Annotated in this window: 21 protein-coding genes; 20 read left to right on the forward strand and 1 reads right to left on the reverse strand. The window is 42.5% G+C overall.

The annotated features are described in order from the left end of the window. The first annotated feature begins 92 nt into the window (after nt 1-92). The 17 genes from ACMX2I_RS09540 (at nt 93) to fni (ending at nt 15,969) form a co-directional block, all read left to right on the forward strand. Nucleotides 93-1,151, forward strand: a complete 1,059-nt coding sequence (locus ACMX2I_RS09540) for a helix-turn-helix domain-containing protein (RefSeq protein WP_414958318.1) — start codon at nt 93-95, stop codon at nt 1,149-1,151. Further along, complete coding sequence (locus ACMX2I_RS09545; protein WP_414956782.1) at nt 1,144-2,634, forward strand: RecQ family ATP-dependent DNA helicase; 1,491 nt, start codon at nt 1,144-1,146, stop codon at nt 2,632-2,634. Before ACMX2I_RS09540 ends, ACMX2I_RS09545 begins: the two co-directional genes overlap by 8 nt. A gap of 26 nt (nt 2,635-2,660) precedes the next feature. Continuing rightward, on the forward strand, nt 2,661-3,263 hold the full coding sequence (locus ACMX2I_RS09550; RefSeq protein WP_176365270.1) for a CPBP family intramembrane glutamic endopeptidase: 603 nt from the start codon (nt 2,661-2,663) through the stop codon (nt 3,261-3,263). Further along, nucleotides 3,214-3,945 (forward strand): LysM peptidoglycan-binding domain-containing protein, encoded by a 732-nt coding sequence (locus ACMX2I_RS09555; RefSeq protein ID WP_414956783.1) that lies wholly within the window; start codon nt 3,214-3,216, stop codon nt 3,943-3,945. The genes ACMX2I_RS09550 and ACMX2I_RS09555 overlap by 50 nt, the downstream gene beginning before the upstream one ends. Before the next feature lie 66 nt (nt 3,946-4,011). Then, nucleotides 4,012-4,455 carry a YpbF family protein gene (locus ACMX2I_RS09560; RefSeq protein ID WP_394716070.1) on the forward strand — a complete coding sequence of 148 codons (444 nt, stop codon included), beginning with the start codon at nt 4,012-4,014 and terminating at the stop codon, nt 4,453-4,455. A gap of 83 nt (nt 4,456-4,538) precedes the next feature. Beyond that, entirely contained in the window at nt 4,539-5,318 is a 780-nt protein-coding gene (locus ACMX2I_RS09565) for a metallophosphoesterase (protein WP_414956785.1), read from the forward strand. A gap of 158 nt (nt 5,319-5,476) precedes the next feature. Then, nucleotides 5,477-6,061, forward strand: a complete 585-nt coding sequence (locus tag ACMX2I_RS09570) for a genetic competence negative regulator (RefSeq protein WP_148961461.1) — start codon at nt 5,477-5,479, stop codon at nt 6,059-6,061. Between the two features lie 158 nt (nt 6,062-6,219). Further along, nucleotides 6,220-7,494: an NAD-specific glutamate dehydrogenase gene (gene gudB / locus ACMX2I_RS09575; protein ID WP_087990563.1), complete on the forward strand. Its 1,275-nt coding sequence runs from the start codon at nt 6,220-6,222 to the stop codon at nt 7,492-7,494. A gap of 109 nt (nt 7,495-7,603) precedes the next feature. After that, entirely contained in the window at nt 7,604-8,578 is a 975-nt protein-coding gene (locus ACMX2I_RS09580) for a YpdA family putative bacillithiol disulfide reductase (RefSeq protein ID WP_333561901.1), read from the forward strand. 119 nt (nt 8,579-8,697) lie between these two features. After that, the gene (gene prsW, locus ACMX2I_RS09585; RefSeq protein WP_087990561.1) at nt 8,698-9,354 is read left to right on the forward strand and encodes a glutamic-type intramembrane protease PrsW; all 657 of its coding nucleotides are present in this window, start codon (nt 8,698-8,700) and stop codon (nt 9,352-9,354) included. Between the two features lie 150 nt (nt 9,355-9,504). Next, nucleotides 9,505-10,416 (forward strand): spore cortex-lytic enzyme, encoded by a 912-nt coding sequence (gene sleB, locus ACMX2I_RS09590; protein ID WP_333561902.1) that lies wholly within the window; start codon nt 9,505-9,507, stop codon nt 10,414-10,416. 36 nt (nt 10,417-10,452) lie between these two features. Beyond that, a complete protein-coding gene (gene ypeB, locus ACMX2I_RS09595; protein ID WP_087990559.1) occupies nt 10,453-11,805 on the forward strand; it encodes a germination protein YpeB in 1,353 nt (450 codons plus the stop codon). A 93-nt stretch (nt 11,806-11,898) separates the two neighbouring features. After that, nucleotides 11,899-12,552, forward strand: coding sequence for a flagellar brake domain-containing protein (locus tag ACMX2I_RS09600; RefSeq protein WP_333561903.1), 654 nt, complete (start codon nt 11,899-11,901; stop codon nt 12,550-12,552). Nucleotides 12,553-12,596: 44 nt separating this feature from the next. Further along, the gene (locus ACMX2I_RS09605) at nt 12,597-12,773 is read left to right on the forward strand and encodes a YpfB family protein (protein ID WP_087990557.1); all 177 of its coding nucleotides are present in this window, start codon (nt 12,597-12,599) and stop codon (nt 12,771-12,773) included. A gap of 78 nt (nt 12,774-12,851) precedes the next feature. Next, a complete protein-coding gene (gene cmk / locus ACMX2I_RS09610; protein ID WP_414956786.1) occupies nt 12,852-13,526 on the forward strand; it encodes a (d)CMP kinase in 675 nt (224 codons plus the stop codon). A 232-nt stretch (nt 13,527-13,758) separates the two neighbouring features. Beyond that, nucleotides 13,759-14,907, forward strand: coding sequence for a 30S ribosomal protein S1 (rpsA, locus tag ACMX2I_RS09615; protein ID WP_087990555.1), 1,149 nt, complete (start codon nt 13,759-13,761; stop codon nt 14,905-14,907). Nucleotides 14,908-14,919: 12 nt separating this feature from the next. Beyond that, nucleotides 14,920-15,969 carry a type 2 isopentenyl-diphosphate Delta-isomerase gene (fni, locus tag ACMX2I_RS09620; RefSeq protein ID WP_414956787.1) on the forward strand — a complete coding sequence of 350 codons (1,050 nt, stop codon included), beginning with the start codon at nt 14,920-14,922 and terminating at the stop codon, nt 15,967-15,969. 41 nt (nt 15,970-16,010) lie between these two features. On the opposite strand, the gene ACMX2I_RS09625 is transcribed toward fni, so the two are convergent. Further along, the gene (locus ACMX2I_RS09625) at nt 16,011-16,142 is read right to left on the reverse strand and encodes a YpzI family protein (protein ID WP_010334754.1); all 132 of its coding nucleotides are present in this window, start codon (nt 16,140-16,142) and stop codon (nt 16,011-16,013) included. 77 nt (nt 16,143-16,219) lie between these two features. On the opposite strand from ACMX2I_RS09625, the gene ACMX2I_RS09630 reads away from it, so the two are divergent. From ACMX2I_RS09630 to ACMX2I_RS09640, 3 genes are read left to right on the forward strand one after another with little or no spacing between them, the layout of a single operon-like run. Continuing rightward, a complete protein-coding gene (locus tag ACMX2I_RS09630; RefSeq protein ID WP_289347608.1) occupies nt 16,220-16,819 on the forward strand; it encodes a hypothetical protein in 600 nt (199 codons plus the stop codon). Continuing rightward, the gene (locus tag ACMX2I_RS09635) at nt 16,816-17,709 is read left to right on the forward strand and encodes a YIEGIA family protein (protein WP_289347607.1); all 894 of its coding nucleotides are present in this window, start codon (nt 16,816-16,818) and stop codon (nt 17,707-17,709) included. Before ACMX2I_RS09630 ends, ACMX2I_RS09635 begins: the two co-directional genes overlap by 4 nt. Next, entirely contained in the window at nt 17,706-17,900 is a 195-nt protein-coding gene (locus ACMX2I_RS09640; RefSeq protein ID WP_087990551.1) for a capping complex subunit for YIEGIA, read from the forward strand. Before ACMX2I_RS09635 ends, ACMX2I_RS09640 begins: the two co-directional genes overlap by 4 nt. The last annotated feature ends 62 nt before the right edge of the window (nt 17,901-17,962 follow it).

The raw sequence follows: 17,962 nt of genomic DNA on the forward strand, positions 1-17,962 counted from the left end.
CGATGACTTTAAACGTCGATTTCTGTTTAAAATCTGTTAAAATAAAAAGAGCAAATCAACGATTTTTGTCAGGAAGAATGTGGGTGGATAGGTTGTCATTAAATTACTTCGATATTATGGTTCTCGATTGCCTTTGCAAAATAAACGGAGAACGTTCGGGAAGCTCTGTTTTTCACCTATTCAAAGGCAAAAGATCGTCACAAACCATTCAAGACGCCGGCTTGTTTCAGACTGCAAAATACTTTGGAATGGCGCGGAAATGTTCGAGAAGCGATATTTTAGCGTCAATCACCAAGCTCGAACAGCATTCATATCTCGAACCAATGGCTGAAACAGATACATATAAAGTGACAACCAGCGGCGCAGCGGCATTGAGTCATGCTCTCAATGAACGGCCTTGGCCTGTTCATTGCCACGGCGCTTATTACCAGCAGGCTGCCGGTGTGCTTTGGAAAAGGCTATCCCTGCTTGTGCAGGTCTTATCTAATAAACTGCAAGGGAGCAGGCAGTATATCCCTGTCACAAAGGATTATAAGACGCTTCACTGGGTAAAGAAATACCTCTCCCGCCATACGGATCATATAGAGATGGCACGCAGCTTTTTTGCCATGCTAGAGGAGCATTTGTATAAGATTGATGACAAAGAAGCGAAAATTTTTGTCTACTCTTTAACCTCGCACGATAGGATTGGCTATACGAGCAGACAGCTTGCCGACACGCTGGAAGAAGATGAATGGTATGTTTATATCATGTTTTGGGCTTCCGTACATTATTTTATACATTCTCTTCCGGAGTGTGAACATTCTCTGTTAAAGGACCTCCTCTCTGATGTGCATGTTGAGAATGCCCTGACAGAGTCAACGAGAAAAACATGGCAGATGGTCAAACAAGGGATCCCGATACAGCGAATTGCAGAAATCAGAAAGCTGAAAACAGCGACGATCGAAGACCATATTGTCGAGATTTCTCTCCACGAGCCTGCGTTTAAGATAGATGACTATGTATCAGCGGAAGACCAGCTCAAAATTGCAGAGTTTGCCAAACGAATGAGAACGAACAAAATCAAACAAATTCGCGACGGGATGGAACAGCGGTTCAGCTATTTTCAAATCAGATTGGCATTGACAAAGCAGGTGCAGCAATATGACTAAATTACAGCAAACGTTATATCAGTTTTTTGGTTTTACTTCCTTTAAAAAAGGGCAGGAGGACATTATTAGAAGCATACTTAGCGGGAAGGATACCATTGCGATGCTCCCGACTGGGGGAGGAAAATCGCTTTGCTACCAGCTGCCTGGTTATATGCTTGACGGCATGGTATTAATCGTTTCTCCATTGCTTTCCTTAATGGAGGATCAGGTACAGCAGCTGAAGGCGCGGGGTGAAAAGCGTGCGGCAGCTTTGAACAGCATGCTTAGCATGCAGCAGAGACAATTCGTTTTAGATCATATTCATCGCTATAAATTTTTGTACTTGTCTCCTGAGGCTTTGCAGTCCCCATATGTATTGGAAAAATTGAAAAGCGTCTCGATCAGCCTATTTGTTATTGATGAGGCGCATTGTATATCTGAATGGGGGCATGACTTCAGGCCTGACTATTCAAAGCTTGGACAGCTGAGAAAAAAACTTGGGCACCCGCCGGTTCTGGCATTGACCGCTACAGCTACAAAGGCTACGCTGCAAGATGTCACGGACCTGCTTGAGCTGCAGCATGCCGAACGGCATCTCAACTCAGTCAATCGTCCAAATATCGCGCTCAGGGTTGAACATGCGGCTGATACTGTCGAAAAAATAGATAGGGTCATTCAGCTGGTTGAAAACCTGCAAGGTCCGGGAATTGTTTATTGTCCGACAAGGAAATGGGCTGAGGAATTAGCGGGTGAAATTAAAAGCAAAACGAGCAGCAGAGCCGACTTTTACCATGGCGGTATGGAATCTGGCGACAGGATTTTAATTCAGCAGCAGTTTATTCATAACCAGCTTGATGTGATATGTTGTACGAATGCGTTTGGAATGGGTGTCGATAAACCTGATATCAGATATGTGATCCATTTTCACCTCCCGCAAACGGCTGAAGCTTTTATGCAGGAAATCGGCAGAGCGGGACGCGATGGAAAACCGAGTGTCAGCATTTTGCTGCGGGCGCCAGGGGATTTTGAACTTCAGGAGCAGATTATCCAAATGGAGAGTGTTACAGCTGAAGAAATCGCCAATGTGATCCGTGTGCTTGAGGAGACGGAGGAGCGGGATGAGAGAAGGCTGCGTGACTTATTAATGCAATATGATATCGGAGAGACCCAAGGCCGTATGATAATACATCTCTTCATGCAGGGCAAAACATCAATTGAACTGGTGAAGCGGGAGATTTCTCATCGTATGGAACTTAAGCTGGAAAAAGTTCGCCGTGTATCTTTGCTGCTTCAGCGTGATGGCTGTATAAGACAATCGCTGTTAACCTATTTTGATGAATCATACGATCCTGAGGACGGAAACCTCCCGTGCTGTTCTCATTGCGGTTTCGATCTATCCTTGTATGAACAAAAAGAAGAACGGAATAAAAAGGCTTCATTAGACAGCTGGAGTTCGGAATTGCACCGAATATTCAGCTTGCAGACTGTAGGTGAACTGGACTGAAACAGCAAAAGGATTTCATTCAGCAAATGTCAGACCGTGATATGCTGAAGCAGTTATATTTGACGCAGCTTTTGATCCTCATCGCCGCAGCTGCAGCAGGATTGTTCTTTTTTAAGGATGTCAGAGACGTACTAAAACTCTGGGATATTAGCGATATGCGAATCATATGGTACGGTGTTTCTATTGCTGTTATTGTGATTTTAGCCGATATGGCAGTGATGAAATGGTGCCCGCCCCATCTATATGATGACGGGGGAATCAATAAAAAAATATTCAGTAAGAGGTCAATCCCTCATATTATATTTTTAACGCTTCTGATTGCTTTCGCGGAAGAAATGTTATTCAGAGGAGTGCTGCAGACTCATATCGGTTTATGGGCGGCCAGCCTTGTATTTGCCGTTCTTCATTTTCGGTATTTGTCAAAATGGCTGTTATTTATCATGGTGACAGCAATCAGCTTTTTGCTCGGACTGATGTATGAATGGACCGGTAACTTATTTGTTCCGATGACGGCGCATTTTATCATTGATGCCGTGTTTGCCTGTCAGATTCGTTTTGAACATGTGAGGAGGGATAAACATGACGAACATGTCGAGAGTAGAGCGAAGAAAAAACCAGAATCTTTATGAAGATCAAAACGCCGCCTTCACGGACGAATATTTCGATGATGATGGAGAAAGCCTTCCGACAAGACAATCTGTAAAAAATCAAAGAGAACAGAAAAAAAAGCAAGGTAAAACAAAAACGCCATTATTCACTGTGCTCGCTGTGTTATTTGTATTTGTGCCGGTTATCGTTTTAGTCAGTTTATTTTATCTAAAAAACCACCCGGATCACCGTGACGATTATGAAGATGTTTTTATTGACAGCAGCCAAAGCAAATATGAGGTTGTACCGAAATCAGAGGGTAAAAAAGACACCAAAGAAGACGACACCAAAGAGACTGCACTGCAGCAAGCGTCCAAAAAAAAGTCTGAGAATACAAAGGCTAAAGAGCCGGCAAAAACAACAACTGATAAAAAACAGCCTGCTTTAGCGGAAACAGAAGACTCAGAAAATAAGGAGGAAGCAACCGCCGCGGCTGCTTCCTCTTCTCAACAAACAGCAGCCCAAAAAGAACAGCAGCCGGCAGAACCAGTTCAAACGAAACGCGTAGTTAAGCACACCGTCCAAAAGAAAGAAACGCTGTACCGCATTTCCATGAAATATTATAAAAGCCGGTCGGGAGAAGAAAAAATCCGTGCGTATAATCATTTGAATGGAAATGATGTATACACCGGACAAGTTTTGGACATCCCCCTTGATGGATGAATAGGGCATTTTTTTTAATTAACGCTCATATATTGTAGCAATGAAAATGGACAAGGTGTGAAGCGTATGGAATCCTTATGGAATCAGCTCGATCAGTTTACAGATGCGCCGACCAAACAGATGCTCCAAGCGCTGGTGAAACGAAAACAAAAATTTGAAAATTATGCAGCGCAATGCCGCAGATGGCGATGGGCTTCACTCATTTGCTTGGGCCTATTATGTCTTATGATCATGATCAAAAGCCCGGCGCCTCAACTCGTTCTTCAAGAAATGCTAAGCCGTACCTTTTATTTATTTTGGATGATGGCCACCGCTTTTGCATACTGCACTTCATATTATTTTAAGAAAAAGGAAGATAAAGCTGAGGGCGATTTCCATAAACTGAGATGCGAAATTATTCAGAAGAGCACTGATCTTTGGCCGCAGCCGGATAAATGGAAGGCGAGAGAGTCTGTTTTTCAAATGATGAAGCACAAATATGATATTAATCTATATTTTGAAAGTAAATAAAATGGGGCGTTTTTCAAACGATAGAAACGTCTTTTTTTATTGTCCGTCTTATTGATAAGTTCTAAAAAGAATGGAGAGTTTTTATGAAGCTATCAGTGAAAATTGCCAGTGTGCTAACTGTTGCCGCAGCGGCTATGACGGCAAAAATGTATTCAACAGCAAAAGGCAACCATTTGAAAACACATACGTTTCTTTTATCAAAAATGAAGGGCAAATTGCCTCTTACAATCTTTTTTATTTCGGACATTCATAAACGTTCCATCGATCAAGACCTTTTACAAAAAGCGCGTAGTCATGCCCCTCACCTGGTTATCATCGGCGGTGATTTAGCCGAGGGCGGGGTGCCCAGTACGAGAATCGAGGAAAACATCAAACGGCTCTCAAATATTGGGGTCCCTGTCGTGTTTGTGTGGGGAAATAACGATTATGAAGTCAGACAGAATAAGCTGTACTCCATATTCAAAGCGTACGGGGTCATCAGCCTGAGGAATGAATCAGTTTCGTTTTCGCACAATGGGCATACGATTGCGATTGCGGGAGTTGATGATATCAAGATGGAGATGGATCATTATGAGGAAGCCATTAAAGAGCTCGACAAAAGCCAGCTGAATATTCTGGTTTGCCATAACCCGGAAATCCACGAACAAATCAATGAAACCGACGGTATTGATGCGATATTCAGCGGGCATACCCATGGCGGTCAGATCAGGTTTGGGAAATTCGGCCCGTATGAGCTTGGAAAAACAGGTATTGTAAAACATGCGGCGTATCTGATCAGCAACGGATATGGCACGACAAAAGTGCCTTTTCGTTTAGGTGCTGAGCCGGAAACACATATTGTAACTTTTTGCGCGCCAGAATAACTTCTCAAAAGCAAAAATCCATAAGGCAATAAAAACTGCATTGTGCTTGTCTTACTAGTGAACACAGTGTAAACTGATAACAATTAAGAACCTATGACTCATCATCTCATATAATGTGTTATATGATTTGTGTGCAAGTAGAGGCAGGAGGGAACGTTATGCGGCTTGAGCGTCTGAATTATAATAAGATTAAAATCTTTTTAACCCTCGATGATTTGACAGACCGGGGATTGACAAAAGAAGACCTCTGGAAGGACTCATTTAAAGTCCACCAGTTATTTAAAGATATGATGAATGAAGCTAATACAGAGCTCGGCTTTGAAGCGAATGGACCGATTGCAGTGGAAGTGTATTCTCTCCAAGCACAAGGGATGGTTGTGATCGTAACAAAGAACCAAGAAGCAGATTCCGAAGACGATGAGTATGATGATGATTACATCGAAATGCAAGTCAAGCTTGATGAAAGCGCGGACATCATTTATCAATTCCATTCCTTTGAAGATATCATTCAGCTTTCAGAAAGCTTACAGCGAATCGGTATCACAGGGGGGACTGTCTACCACTATGAGGGACAGTACTTTTTAAGCCTTGAAGACCTGGGGTCACATACGGCTGAGGGAGTTGTGTCGGTTCTGGCTGAATACGGCAATCCGACAACTTTAACGATTTATCGCTTGCAAGAGTATGGTAAGCTTATTATGGACGATAATGCTGTTGAGACGATACAGACTCATTTTTTATAAAAATGCAACGGAAAACTGCTGATTTCACAGCAGTTTTTTTTGAGTTAAAAAACATGGAAAAACATAACGTTTATTCTATGCATAGATCATATGAAGGTGTATACTATTCTCTGAAAGGGAGCATGTGAGAAACAGAAGATTCTAGGAGGTTAACTCAAATGGCAGCCGATCGAAACACCGGTCATACAGAAGAGGACAAACTTGATGTATTAAAATCAACCCAAACCGTAATACATAAGGCTCTGGAAAAATTGGGATATCCCGAAGAAGTCTACGAACTGTTAAAGGAGCCGATGCGATTATTAACGGTAAAAATACCTGTTCGTATGGACGACGGTTCAGTACAGATTTTTACAGGTTATCGTGCGCAGCACAATGACTCTGTCGGTCCGACGAAGGGCGGGATACGTTTTCACCCGAACGTAACAGAAAAAGAGGTGAAGGCGCTTTCTATTTGGATGAGTTTAAAATGCGGCATAATTGATCTTCCATATGGCGGTGGTAAAGGCGGAATTGTTTGTGATCCAAGGGATATGTCGTTTAGAGAGCTGGAGCGTCTGAGCAGAGGGTATGTCAGAGCAATCAGCCAAATTGTCGGCCCGACAAAAGACGTGCCGGCACCGGATGTATTTACAAACTCACAAATCATGGCTTGGATGATGGATGAGTATTCAAGAATTGATGAATTTAATTCGCCTGGATTTATTACGGGCAAGCCGCTTGTGCTTGGCGGATCTCACGGGAGAGAATCTGCGACAGCAAAAGGCGTAACGATCTGTATTAAAGAAGCGGCAAAGAAAAAAGGCATCGATATTAATGGTGCGCGTGTCGTTGTTCAAGGCTTCGGAAACGCGGGAAGCTATTTAGCTAAATTTATGCATGATGCGGGAGCAAAGGTTGTCGGCATCTCAGATGCGTATGGCGGACTTTATGATCCGGAAGGTCTCGATATCGATTACTTACTCGACCGCCGCGACAGCTTCGGTACCGTAACAAAGCTTTTCAACGATACTATTACGAACCAGGAGCTGCTGGAGCTGGATTGTGATATCCTTGTTCCTGCCGCAATTGAAAATCAAATTACAGAAGAAAATGCCCATAATATCCGGGCTGGAATTGTCGTTGAAGCGGCAAACGGGCCAACAACGCTTGAAGGAACAAAAATTCTTTCAGACCGGGACATTCTGCTTGTGCCAGACGTACTGGCAAGCGCCGGTGGCGTAACGGTTTCATATTTTGAATGGGTTCAGAATAACCAAGGCTTCTACTGGAGTGAAGAAGAGGTAGAAGAGAAATTAGAAAAAATGATGATCAAATCATTTAACAATATTTATGAAATGGCTAAAAACCGAAGAATTGACATGAGGCTCGCTGCTTATATGGTCGGTGTTCGCAAAATGGCTGAAGCTTCGCGCTTTAGAGGCTGGATATAAGTTGATAATTTGCATAAAAATAAAAAATCTCCTATGATAAAATAGGAGATTTTTTTATTCGGATATATAAAAATATGAAGTGAAATGCCAATCGCAGGAGTTGACGGAAATGATTCAAGAAAAAGCAATAATTATTGGCGGAGGACCTTGTGGACTATCTGCTGCCATTCACCTAAAACAAATTGGCATTGATGCCCTCGTCATTGAAAAAGGCAATGTCGTTAACAGCATTTACAATTATCCGACGCATCAAACCTTTTTCAGCTCAAGTGAAAAGCTTGAAATTGGAGACGTGGCATTTATTACGGAAAACAGAAAACCTGTCAGAATTCAGGCTTTGTCGTATTACCGGGAAGTTGTCAAACGGAAAAACATCCGTGTCAATGCGTTTGAAATGGTGCATAGAGTCACGAAAGCGGAAAACAATTCATTTGTTATAGAGACGTCAAAAGGGACTTACACGACACCGTATTGTATTATTGCAACAGGCTATTATGATCATCCAAACTATATGAACGTACCCGGTGAGGATTTGCCAAAAGTATTCCATTATTTTAAAGAAGGCCATCCGTACTTTGATAAAGATGTTGTCGTCATCGGCGGCAAAAATTCAAGCGTAGACGCTGCGCTTGAACTCGTGAAATCTGGAGCGCGTGTCACAGTCTTATACAGGGGCAATGAGTATTCGCCAAGCATTAAGCCGTGGATCCTGCCTGAATTTGAGTCGCTCGTCAGAAACGGGACAATCCGCATGGAATTTGGGGCTTGTGTCGAAAAAATCACCGAGGATGAAGTGGTATTCCGCTCCGGCGAGAAGGAACTCATTACCATTAAAAATGATTTTGTATTTGCCATGACAGGCTATCATCCCGATCATCAATTTCTTGAAAAAATGGGTGTTAAAATTGATCAAGAAACAGGACGTCCATTTTTTAATGAAGAAACGATGGAAACAAACGTTGAAGGCATTTTTATTGCCGGGGTCATTGTTGCCGGGAACAATGCAAATGAAATATTTATTGAAAACGGCAGATTTCACGGGGGGCATATCGCAGCGGAAATCGCCAAAAGAGAAAATTATTAAAGAAGGGGAGCATATGAAGAATTCATATGCTCTTTTTGTTTTTTTAAGTTCAGACAGATGTAAGATCATAAACAACATGGTAGGATAGACTTAGGAATATAAAGGAAAGAGGTTGCCTGATGTTTGCAATCATCTCTGCTGGAATCGCTCCCGGCATCGCGCTGTTAAGTTATTTTTATTTAAAAGATCAGTATGATAATGAACCTGTACATATGGTGCTTCGGTCGTTTTTTCTGGGAGTTGTTCTTGTATTTCCCACAATGTTTATCCAGTACGTGCTTGAAAAAGAGAATGTGGGAGGCGGAAGCTTTTTCGTTTCTTTTTTGACTTCAGGGTTTTTGGAGGAATCACTGAAATGGTTTATTCTGATGGTCAGTGTATACCCGCACGCCCACTTTGATGAGCATTATGACGGGATTGTGTACGGGGCCAGTGTATCGCTCGGTTTTGCAACTCTCGAAAATATTCTTTACTTAATCGGCCACGGTGTGGAGCATGCGTTTGTCAGGGCGCTGCTTCCAGTTTCATGCCATGCCTTGATAGGTGTTATTATGGGATTTTACCTTGGGAAAGCCCGTTTTTCCGCTCATAAGGCGCGTGTGAAGTGGCTTATTCTTTCTTTAGCTGTTCCGTCACTTTTGCATGGATCGTATGATTTTATTCTGACAGCACTCAGCAATTGGATTTATTATATGTTTCCATTTATGTTGTTTTTATGGTGGTTTGGTTTGCGCAAAGCGAAAAAAGCCCGTTCCGTCAATATGATGCAAGTATAGAAGCCGCACAGAACCGTGCGGCTTTTTTGTGTGCCGATTTATCAAATGAGATTTATGTTCTGAGGGATAACAAGGAAAGAGTGTATAAAAATAACCTCGTTACAGAAAATACGATTACACTCAAAAATTTGCTGTAGGAGGCTTGAAAAGATGAAGTCCAAAGGAACGATTATGGCATGTCTCATCCTTTTTTCCTTTACAATAACGACGTTTATCAATACTGAAACCATCTCTGCCTTTTCCAATCAGGTCATTCAAAGAGGGGCTACAGGAGACGATGTGATCGAACTCCAAGCACGCCTTCAATATAATGGATACTATAACGGAAAAATTGACGGGGTTTATGGATGGGGAACGTACTGGGCTGTTCGGAATTTTCAGGATCAATTCGGGTTAAAAGAGGTTGACGGCCTTGTAGGGGCTAAAACAAAGCAAACCTTAATATCTAAATCTAAATACTATCGTGAATACGTCATGGAACAGCTTCAAAAAGGGAATACGTTCACGCATTACGGAAAAATTCCGCTGAAGTATCAGACGAAACCGTCAAAAGCAGCAACACAAAAAGCAAGACAGCAAGCAGAAGCGCGGCAGAAACAGCCTGCGGAAAAAACAACGCAGCAGCCTAAAGCGGATAAACAGCAAAACAACACACCTGCAAAAACAAGAAAACAGGACGCGGTCGCAGCTAACATGCCTGGTGGATTTTCCAACAATGATATTCGGCTGCTTTCTCAAGCTGTTTACGGGGAAGCACGGGGAGAACCGTACGAGGGTCAGGTTGCCGTCGCGGCAGTTATTTTGAACCGTTTGAACAGTCCGTTATTTCCCAATTCAGTAGCTGGTATTATTTTTGAACCGCTTGCTTTTACAGCGGTGGCTGACGGGCAAATTTATATGCAGCCGAATGAAACGGCAAGAGAAGCAGTGCTGGATGCCATTAATGGCTGGGATCCAACCGAGGAAGCACTGTACTACTTTAACCCGGATACAGCGACCAGCGCATGGATTTGGGGACGCCCGCAGATCAAGAGAATCGGAAAACACATTTTCTGTGAGTAGCAGGATATAAGAAAGCATAAAAATGAGGTGTGATAAATGATCAGAGGTATTTTAATCGCGTTGCTCGGTATTGCAATTGTCGGTACAAGCTACTGGGGATACAAAGAGCACCAGGAAAAAGACGCAGTTCTTCTTCATGCTGAAAATAACTACCAGCGGGCGTTCCATGAACTTACCTATCAGATGGATCAGCTTCACGATAAAATCGGAACAACACTCGCCATGAACAGCCAAAAATCACTTTCACCTGCATTGGTAGATGTGTGGAGGATTACATCTGAAGCCCATAACAGTGTCAGTCAGCTGCCGCTTACATTAATGCCGTTTAACAAAACAGAAGAGTTATTATCAAAGATCGGCGATTTCAGTTATAAAACGTCAGTCAGAGATTTGGAGCAAAAGCCGTTAGATAAAAAAGAGTATACATCACTAAATAAGCTATATCAGCAATCCGAAGATATACAAAATGAATTGCGTCATGTTCAGCACCTTGTTATGAGCAAAAACCTTCGCTGGATGGACGTAGAGATGGCACTGGCTTCTGACGAAAAACAAAGCGATAATACGATTATCAACAGCTTTAAAACCGTCGAAAAAAATGTCGGTGCATTCTCCACCGGAACAGACCTTGGCCCGAGTTTCACCAGCACCAAAAAAGAAGAGAAGGGCTTCAGCCATCTGAAAGGAAAACAAATTTCCGAACAGGAAGCAAAACAAATTGCTGAGCGTTTTGCCCCGGATGACAATTATTCAATTAAAGTGGTGAAAAGCGGAAAAAAAACAAACCGCGACGTATATAGCGTCAGCATGAAAGACCCAGACCATAAAGCAGCGATTTATATGGATATTACGAGAAAGGGCGGGCATCCGGTATATTTGATCCAAAACAGAAAAGTGAAGAATCAGAAATTCAGTTTGAATGACGGATCGAACCGCGCGCTCGCCTTTTTAAAGAAAAACGGATTTGAAACAGATGATTTGGAAATTGATGAAAGTGCCCAATATGATAAAATCGGCGTATTTTCATATGTGCCTGTTGAAAATAAAATCCGGATGTACCCAGAAGCAATTCGCATGAAAGTGGCTTTGGATGACGGTGAGGTTGTCGGCTTTTCAGCAAGGGACTTCCTAACATCCCACAGAAAAAGAAATATTCCTAAGCCGGCCATTACTGAGGCAGAAGCGAAATCGAAATTAAATAAAAATGTACAAGTAAGAGAAACAAGGCTTGCTTTGATTACAAATGAACTTGGCCAAGAAGTGTTATGCTATGAAATGCTCGGAACAATTGAAAATGACACATTTAGAATGTATATAAATGCCAGTGATGGTTCTGAAGAAAAGGTTGAAAAATTAAAAAATGCTGAACCTATATATAAAGACCTATAAAAAACAGGAGGAAAGGACTAAATGTCTTTTCCTTTTTTTCATAACGTGCTTTAATAAAAATGAGAGCATATTGAATACGAAAGAGTGAAGTTAATGATCGAGATTGGGGAAAATGTACATTTAGAATATATAGAAGAAAATGAATTGAAAAAAGCGAAGAGTAAAGCTGTAAGCAACGAAAACAATGAGCTTTTGATCGCGTACCCGGTTGATGTAGCTACAGGGCGAACTGTGATTTTGCATAACGATATGGAAGTAACGGTAGAGTTTGTGGGCAAAGACGAAGTTCCTTACCGCTTTACAAGCCGTATAAAAGGTAAAGTGAAGGACAAACTTCAAATGATCTGTCTTGAAGTGCCTCCCCGTGAAAAGGTGAAACGGATCCAGCGCCGCCAGTATGTGAGAACTGATGCGGTATTGGATGTGCGAATGCAGCCGGCAGCTGAGGAAGAGTTCAGCACACTTTCCTATAATATCAGCGCGGGCGGCATCGCCTTAATTTTAGCGGATGGCCATTCCTTTCAATCCGGGGAATCATTGCGCCTGATTATCAGTCTTTCTGAAAATGAAAACATACGTCAAATAGAAACAGAAGCCGTTGTCAGACGAGTCTTTGACGATCCGAAAACAGGGAAGCATAAAATGACCCTTGAGTATACGGGAATCTCAGCGAGTGACCAGCAGTTTCTGCTTCAATATTGCATCCGGCGCCAGTTAAATAAGAGAAGAAAGGCACGGATGGAATAAACATCGGCAAACACTTCCATACTATTTGTGATGGAGGTGCTCCGATGAAAACATTTGAACGGCTGCTCATCAAATTATTGTTCATTCAGGCCATCATTTTACTTGGTGTCCAGATTCTTTTTCACTATGAGCATATTGAGCCTTATGTATCAAAAGTGATTCAATATGAAGGGGTGGATAAAATGGAGGAGAACAATAGGATTGAAACCTTCAAACATTAATTATTCATCAATTTTCCACCCTTTTTCATAAAGTTCGTGATACAATCCATAGAGGAGAAAAGAGCAAGGAGAGGAATTATGGAAAAGAAATTATCGATTGCAATTGACGGCCCGGCAGCTGCGGGGAAAAGCACCGTTGCCAAAATTGTGGCTGAGAAGAAATCGTACATATATATTGATACAGGAGCGATGTATCGGGCGATAACGTACACGGCTTTGCAAGAAAACATTGACCTGGCAAATGAAGAAAAACTGGCTGAGCTGCTAAAGCGGACAAACATTGAACTGATAACAACAGAAGAAGGACAAAAAGTGATCGTTAACGGCACTGATGTAACTGAGGCGATCCGAACAGACGAAGTCAGCAACCAAGTTTCAATAGCAGCAAAGCACAGAAGCGTCAGGGGAGAAATGGTGAAACGCCAGCAGCAGCTTGGAGAAAAAGGCGGCGTCGTCATGGATGGACGTGATATCGGGACTCACGTGCTGCCGAATGCTGAAGTGAAAATCTTTCTTTTGGCTTCTGTTGAGGAAAGAGCGAAACGCCGTTATGAAGAAAACGTGAAAAAAGGCTACGATGTCAACTATGAGACATTGATTGAGGAAATTGCAAGAAGAGACAAGCTTGATTCAGAGCGCGAAGTATCACCGTTGCGAAAAGCAGAAGACGCTCTTGAAATCGATACGACATCTCTTTCCATTCAAGAGGTAGCTGATAAAATCCTCAAGGCAGTGGAGCAAAAGTCCCGCTGATTATGGCGAATGCCACTTTTTTAGATTTTTTCAGCCAAGAAAGAATGTTATTGCTTGACAAACCTGTCCTTTTATTAGAAGTTAATACTAATAAAACTTTTTATTGATCATTCAAAAAACTTTTTTGGATGATTCTTTAATACATATTCGGCTAAAAGCGGGCATGTTATATGTCCAGCTTTCAAACCGTTTTAATTAAGCTGTGTAGGTTTGGACCAAGGAGGTTATTCAAATGACAGAGGAAATGAATCAAATTGATGTTCAAGTGCCAGAGGTTGGAGATGTAGTTAAAGGGATTGTGACAAAGGTAGAGGATAAGCATGTGGATGTTGAAATTATCAATGTCAAACAGTCCGGTATTATTCCAATCAGTGAATTATCAAGTCTTCATGTAGAGAAAGCATCGGATGTTGTAAAAGTAGACGACGAGCTTGACCTGAAAGTAACAAAAGTGGAAGACGATGCTTTGATTTTATCTAAACGTGCTGTTGATGCAGACCGCGCTTGGGAAGACCTTGAGAAAAAATTTGAAACAAAAGAAGTGTTTGAAGCTGAAGTTAAAGATGTCGTGAAAGGCGGACTTGTCGTTGATATCGGCGTTCGCGGTTTTATTCCGGCATCACTTGTTGAAGCGCATTTCGTTGAAGATTTTACTGATTATAAAGGAAAAACACTGTCTCTGCTCGTTGTAGAGCTTGACCGTGATAAAAACCGCGTGATCCTTTCACACCGTGCCGTTGTTGAAAGTGAGCAAGTAAATAAAAAACAAGAACTTCTTCAGTCTCTCGAAGTTGGAAGTGTACTTGATGGCAAAGTGCAGCGCCTGACTGATTTTGGTGCGTTTGTTGATATCGGCGGTATCGACGGACTTGTACACATTTCGCAGCTTTCCCACTCCCATGTGGAGAAGCCGTCTGACGTTGTTGAAGAAGGGCAAGAAGTAAAAGTGAAAGTATTATCGGTTGACCGTGATAATGAACGTATTTCTTTATCTATCAAAGATACACTGCCTGGACCGTGGAGCCAAATCGGCGAGAAAGTGAAACCAGGCGATGTGCTTGAAGGAACTGTGCAGCGTCTTGTAAGCTTCGGAGCCTTTGTTGAAATCTTTCCGGGTGTTGAAGGTCTCGTTCATATTTCTCAAATTTCCAACAAACACATCGGCACGCCGCATGAAGTCCTTGAAGAAGGACAGACTGTAAAAGTGAAGGTTCTTGATGTGAATGAAAATGAGGAGCGCATTTCATTAAGTATGCGTGAACTTGAAGAAGCGCCTAAAGCCGATCAGGAAGATTACCGTCAATATCAGGCGAAGGAAGAAACAAGCACTGGCTTCCAGCTTGGTGATCTGATCGGAGATAAGCTGAATAAACTAAAATAATTGGTGATAAACGTGACTCGAGCAGAACGGAAAAAACAACACATCAATCATGCCCTGTCCACTGGACAAAAGCGGGACACGGGTCTTGATGATATTACGTTTGTTCATGCCAGTCTGCCCGATCTTGCATTAGAACAAGTAGATATTTCCACAAAAATCGGCGAACTTTCAAGCAGTTCGCCGATTTTTATCAATGCAATGACTGGCGGCGGCGGACAACTTACATATGATATTAATCAATCACTTGCACGAGCGGCTCGTCAGGCCGGTATACCTCTTGCTGTCGGATCACAAATGTCAGCATTAAAAGATCCCTCAGAGCGTTTTTCGTATGAAATCGTTCGAAAAGAAAACCCAAACGGACTGATTTTTGCCAACTTGGGAAGCGAGGCGACAGCTGATCAGGCAAAGGAAGCAGTGGAAATGATTGGAGCAGACGCGCTGCAGATTCACTTGAATGTGATTCAGGAAATTGTGATGCCTGAAGGAGACAGAAGCTTCAGCGGAGCTCTGGACCGTATTGAACAAATTTGCAGTCAGGTCAGTGTGCCGGTCATTGTGAAAGAGGTCGGCTTCGGTATGAGCAAAGAATCAGCAGGGAAGCTGTATGAAGCTGGTGCTGCAGCTGTTGATATCGGCGGTTACGGGGGCACGAATTTCTCGAAAATCGAAAATCTCCGAAGACATCGGCAAATCACCTTTTTTAACTCGTGGGGCATTTCGACAGCAGCAAGTTTGGCGGAAATCCACTCTGCGTTTCCCGCAAACACAATGATGGCGTCCGGAGGCCTGCAGGATGCGCTTGATGTGGCAAAGGCAATAGCGCTGGGGGCCTCTTGCACCGGAATGGCAGGACACTTTTTAAAAGCGCTGACTGAAAGCGGAGAGGATGGACTGCTTGAGGAGGTTCAGCTGATCCTTGACGAATTAAAAATGATTATGACCGTACTGGGCGCCAGAACGATTACTGATTTGCAAAAGACACCTCTTGTGATCAAAGGTGAAACCCATCACTGGCTCACAGAGAGAAGGATTGATACGTCCAGCTATAGTGTGCGATGAATGATAAAAAGCCCAAAACCTTATGAGTTTTGGGCTTTTGATTATGATTTTCGCTTTTTGAATTTTCCATTTTGTTCAAGGCTTGTTGCTCCGTCATAGTGTATGGACTGGTCGCGATCTGATTCGACTCTGCCAGAAGCTTTGAGTTTTTTTTCCTGTCTGTCTTTTCCCATGATCATACTCCTTATTGTGAGGTGGATTGTTTAAAAAAAGCGCTCGGGCTCCATACTGGGAGTATGGAGGAAGCAAAATGGAACAATTTTATTACTATTGGTCAATGTGGTTTCTGTGGGTCCTGACGACCTTTATTTTTGAAAAGACGAAAAGGCGATTTGCCGTCTCTGTCTTTATTTTGACTAATATGATTCTAAGCATACATGACATCACTTTATATTTTTCCCTAAATACTGCTTATATGATGTTTTTTTTCTGCGGGTGTGTCTATGCAGGGTATTTGAGAATGTATCGTTTTCGTTATCTCATGGTCTATCTGATGCTTATTGCCGGGTATGCGTTTGTTTATCTTTTTGCATTATATGATCCAGTTTGGTTTATCATAAAACCTGAGTGGGCTGCCGTAATATTATTAGTGCTTTTGACAGCTTCGGTTGAAAGGGAGTTCCCGAAACAGCTTACATTATTGGTGCTAGGGATGTGCCAAGGCGAACTGGTGTATTCGTTTGTGATTCAGAAGCTGGCCGGGGCTTTGGCTGTCGGTGGCTTTCAATGGCTGAATACGTGTTCCGCGGGTATTATATTGCTGTTTGGGATATCGAAATACGAACAGCTGGCAAGCCAGATTGGTCAAAAGAGCAAAAGATCAAACAAAGGAGCTACCAAAATGTCATGAGTGATTACATTTATCCAATTATTTTTGGGGTCATTGCCGGGGTCGCGACACGGCTTTATATGCTGAAAACGGATTACCGCCAGTATCCGACCTATGTTCATGGGAAAGTCATTCACATTGCACTAGGGCTGATTGCGGCTGGTTTAGGGGCCATTATTATGCCGGCGCTTTTGCAGGAGGAATTTACGGCCATCACGTTTTTAACATTGGCAGCGACGCAATTTAGAGATGTTCGAAACATGGAGCGGAACACACTGACCCAAATGGATTCGTATGAGCTTGTCTCAAGGGGAAGCACATATATTGAGGGAATTGCGATTGCGTTTGAAAGCAGAAATTATATCGTGATCTTTACAGCTCTTTTGACAACCTCTGCGTATGTGCTTTTATCCATTTGGGCTGCAGTCATAGCGGCTATTGTTTGTTTCTTGCTGGCAATGAAATTTATGTCGGGCAGTGTCTTGAAGGAGATTGTAGATATCGAGTACATAAAGCCGCGCTTTGACGGCCCGGGACTGTTTGTTGATAATATTTATATGATGAATATTGGGCTTCCGGAAAAACAGGAGCTGATTTTAAAGCACGGCATGGGATTTATTTTAACGCCAAAAAATTTTAATTCAGCAGCGACGATTGCCAACTTAGGGCAGCGCCAGGCCATTTTATTTGATGTTTCGAATGTACTCGGGGTTTATCGGGATTCGGGCGAGCCGTCTCTCACTCCAATTGCAAAACGCGATTTAAATGACGGGAGAGTGGCAGTTTTTGTTCTTCCGCAAATTAACCACCCCGAAACAGCTGTTCAGATTATCAGCAATGTTCCAACTTTGGAAAATGCGATCAGAATGCCAACTGAATTTATCAAGAACCAGGATAAGGTGATAGAATGAGCGAATCTCTTACGAAAATGATTTTGTCTGTGATTACGACGAACCGAAACCGGGCTGCGGGGGGAGCTCCTGTCTTTTTTTGCAATGACAAAAAGGAGATGGAGCTTTTCGCTAAAAATCTTGAGGCGATCCTTGATGGAATAGCGCACAGAATTGGAGATGACGTGTATTTGATCGTGAAACATTTTTAAGAATAGTTGTGATCCCAGTAAAAACTGATATAATAAATGAGTTAAGCCCTTCCTCTGAAGGG

This window comes from Bacillus sp. SW14 (assembly GCF_047608225.1).
Classification (GTDB): domain Bacteria; phylum Bacillota; class Bacilli; order Bacillales; family Bacillaceae; genus Bacillus; species Bacillus subtilis_G.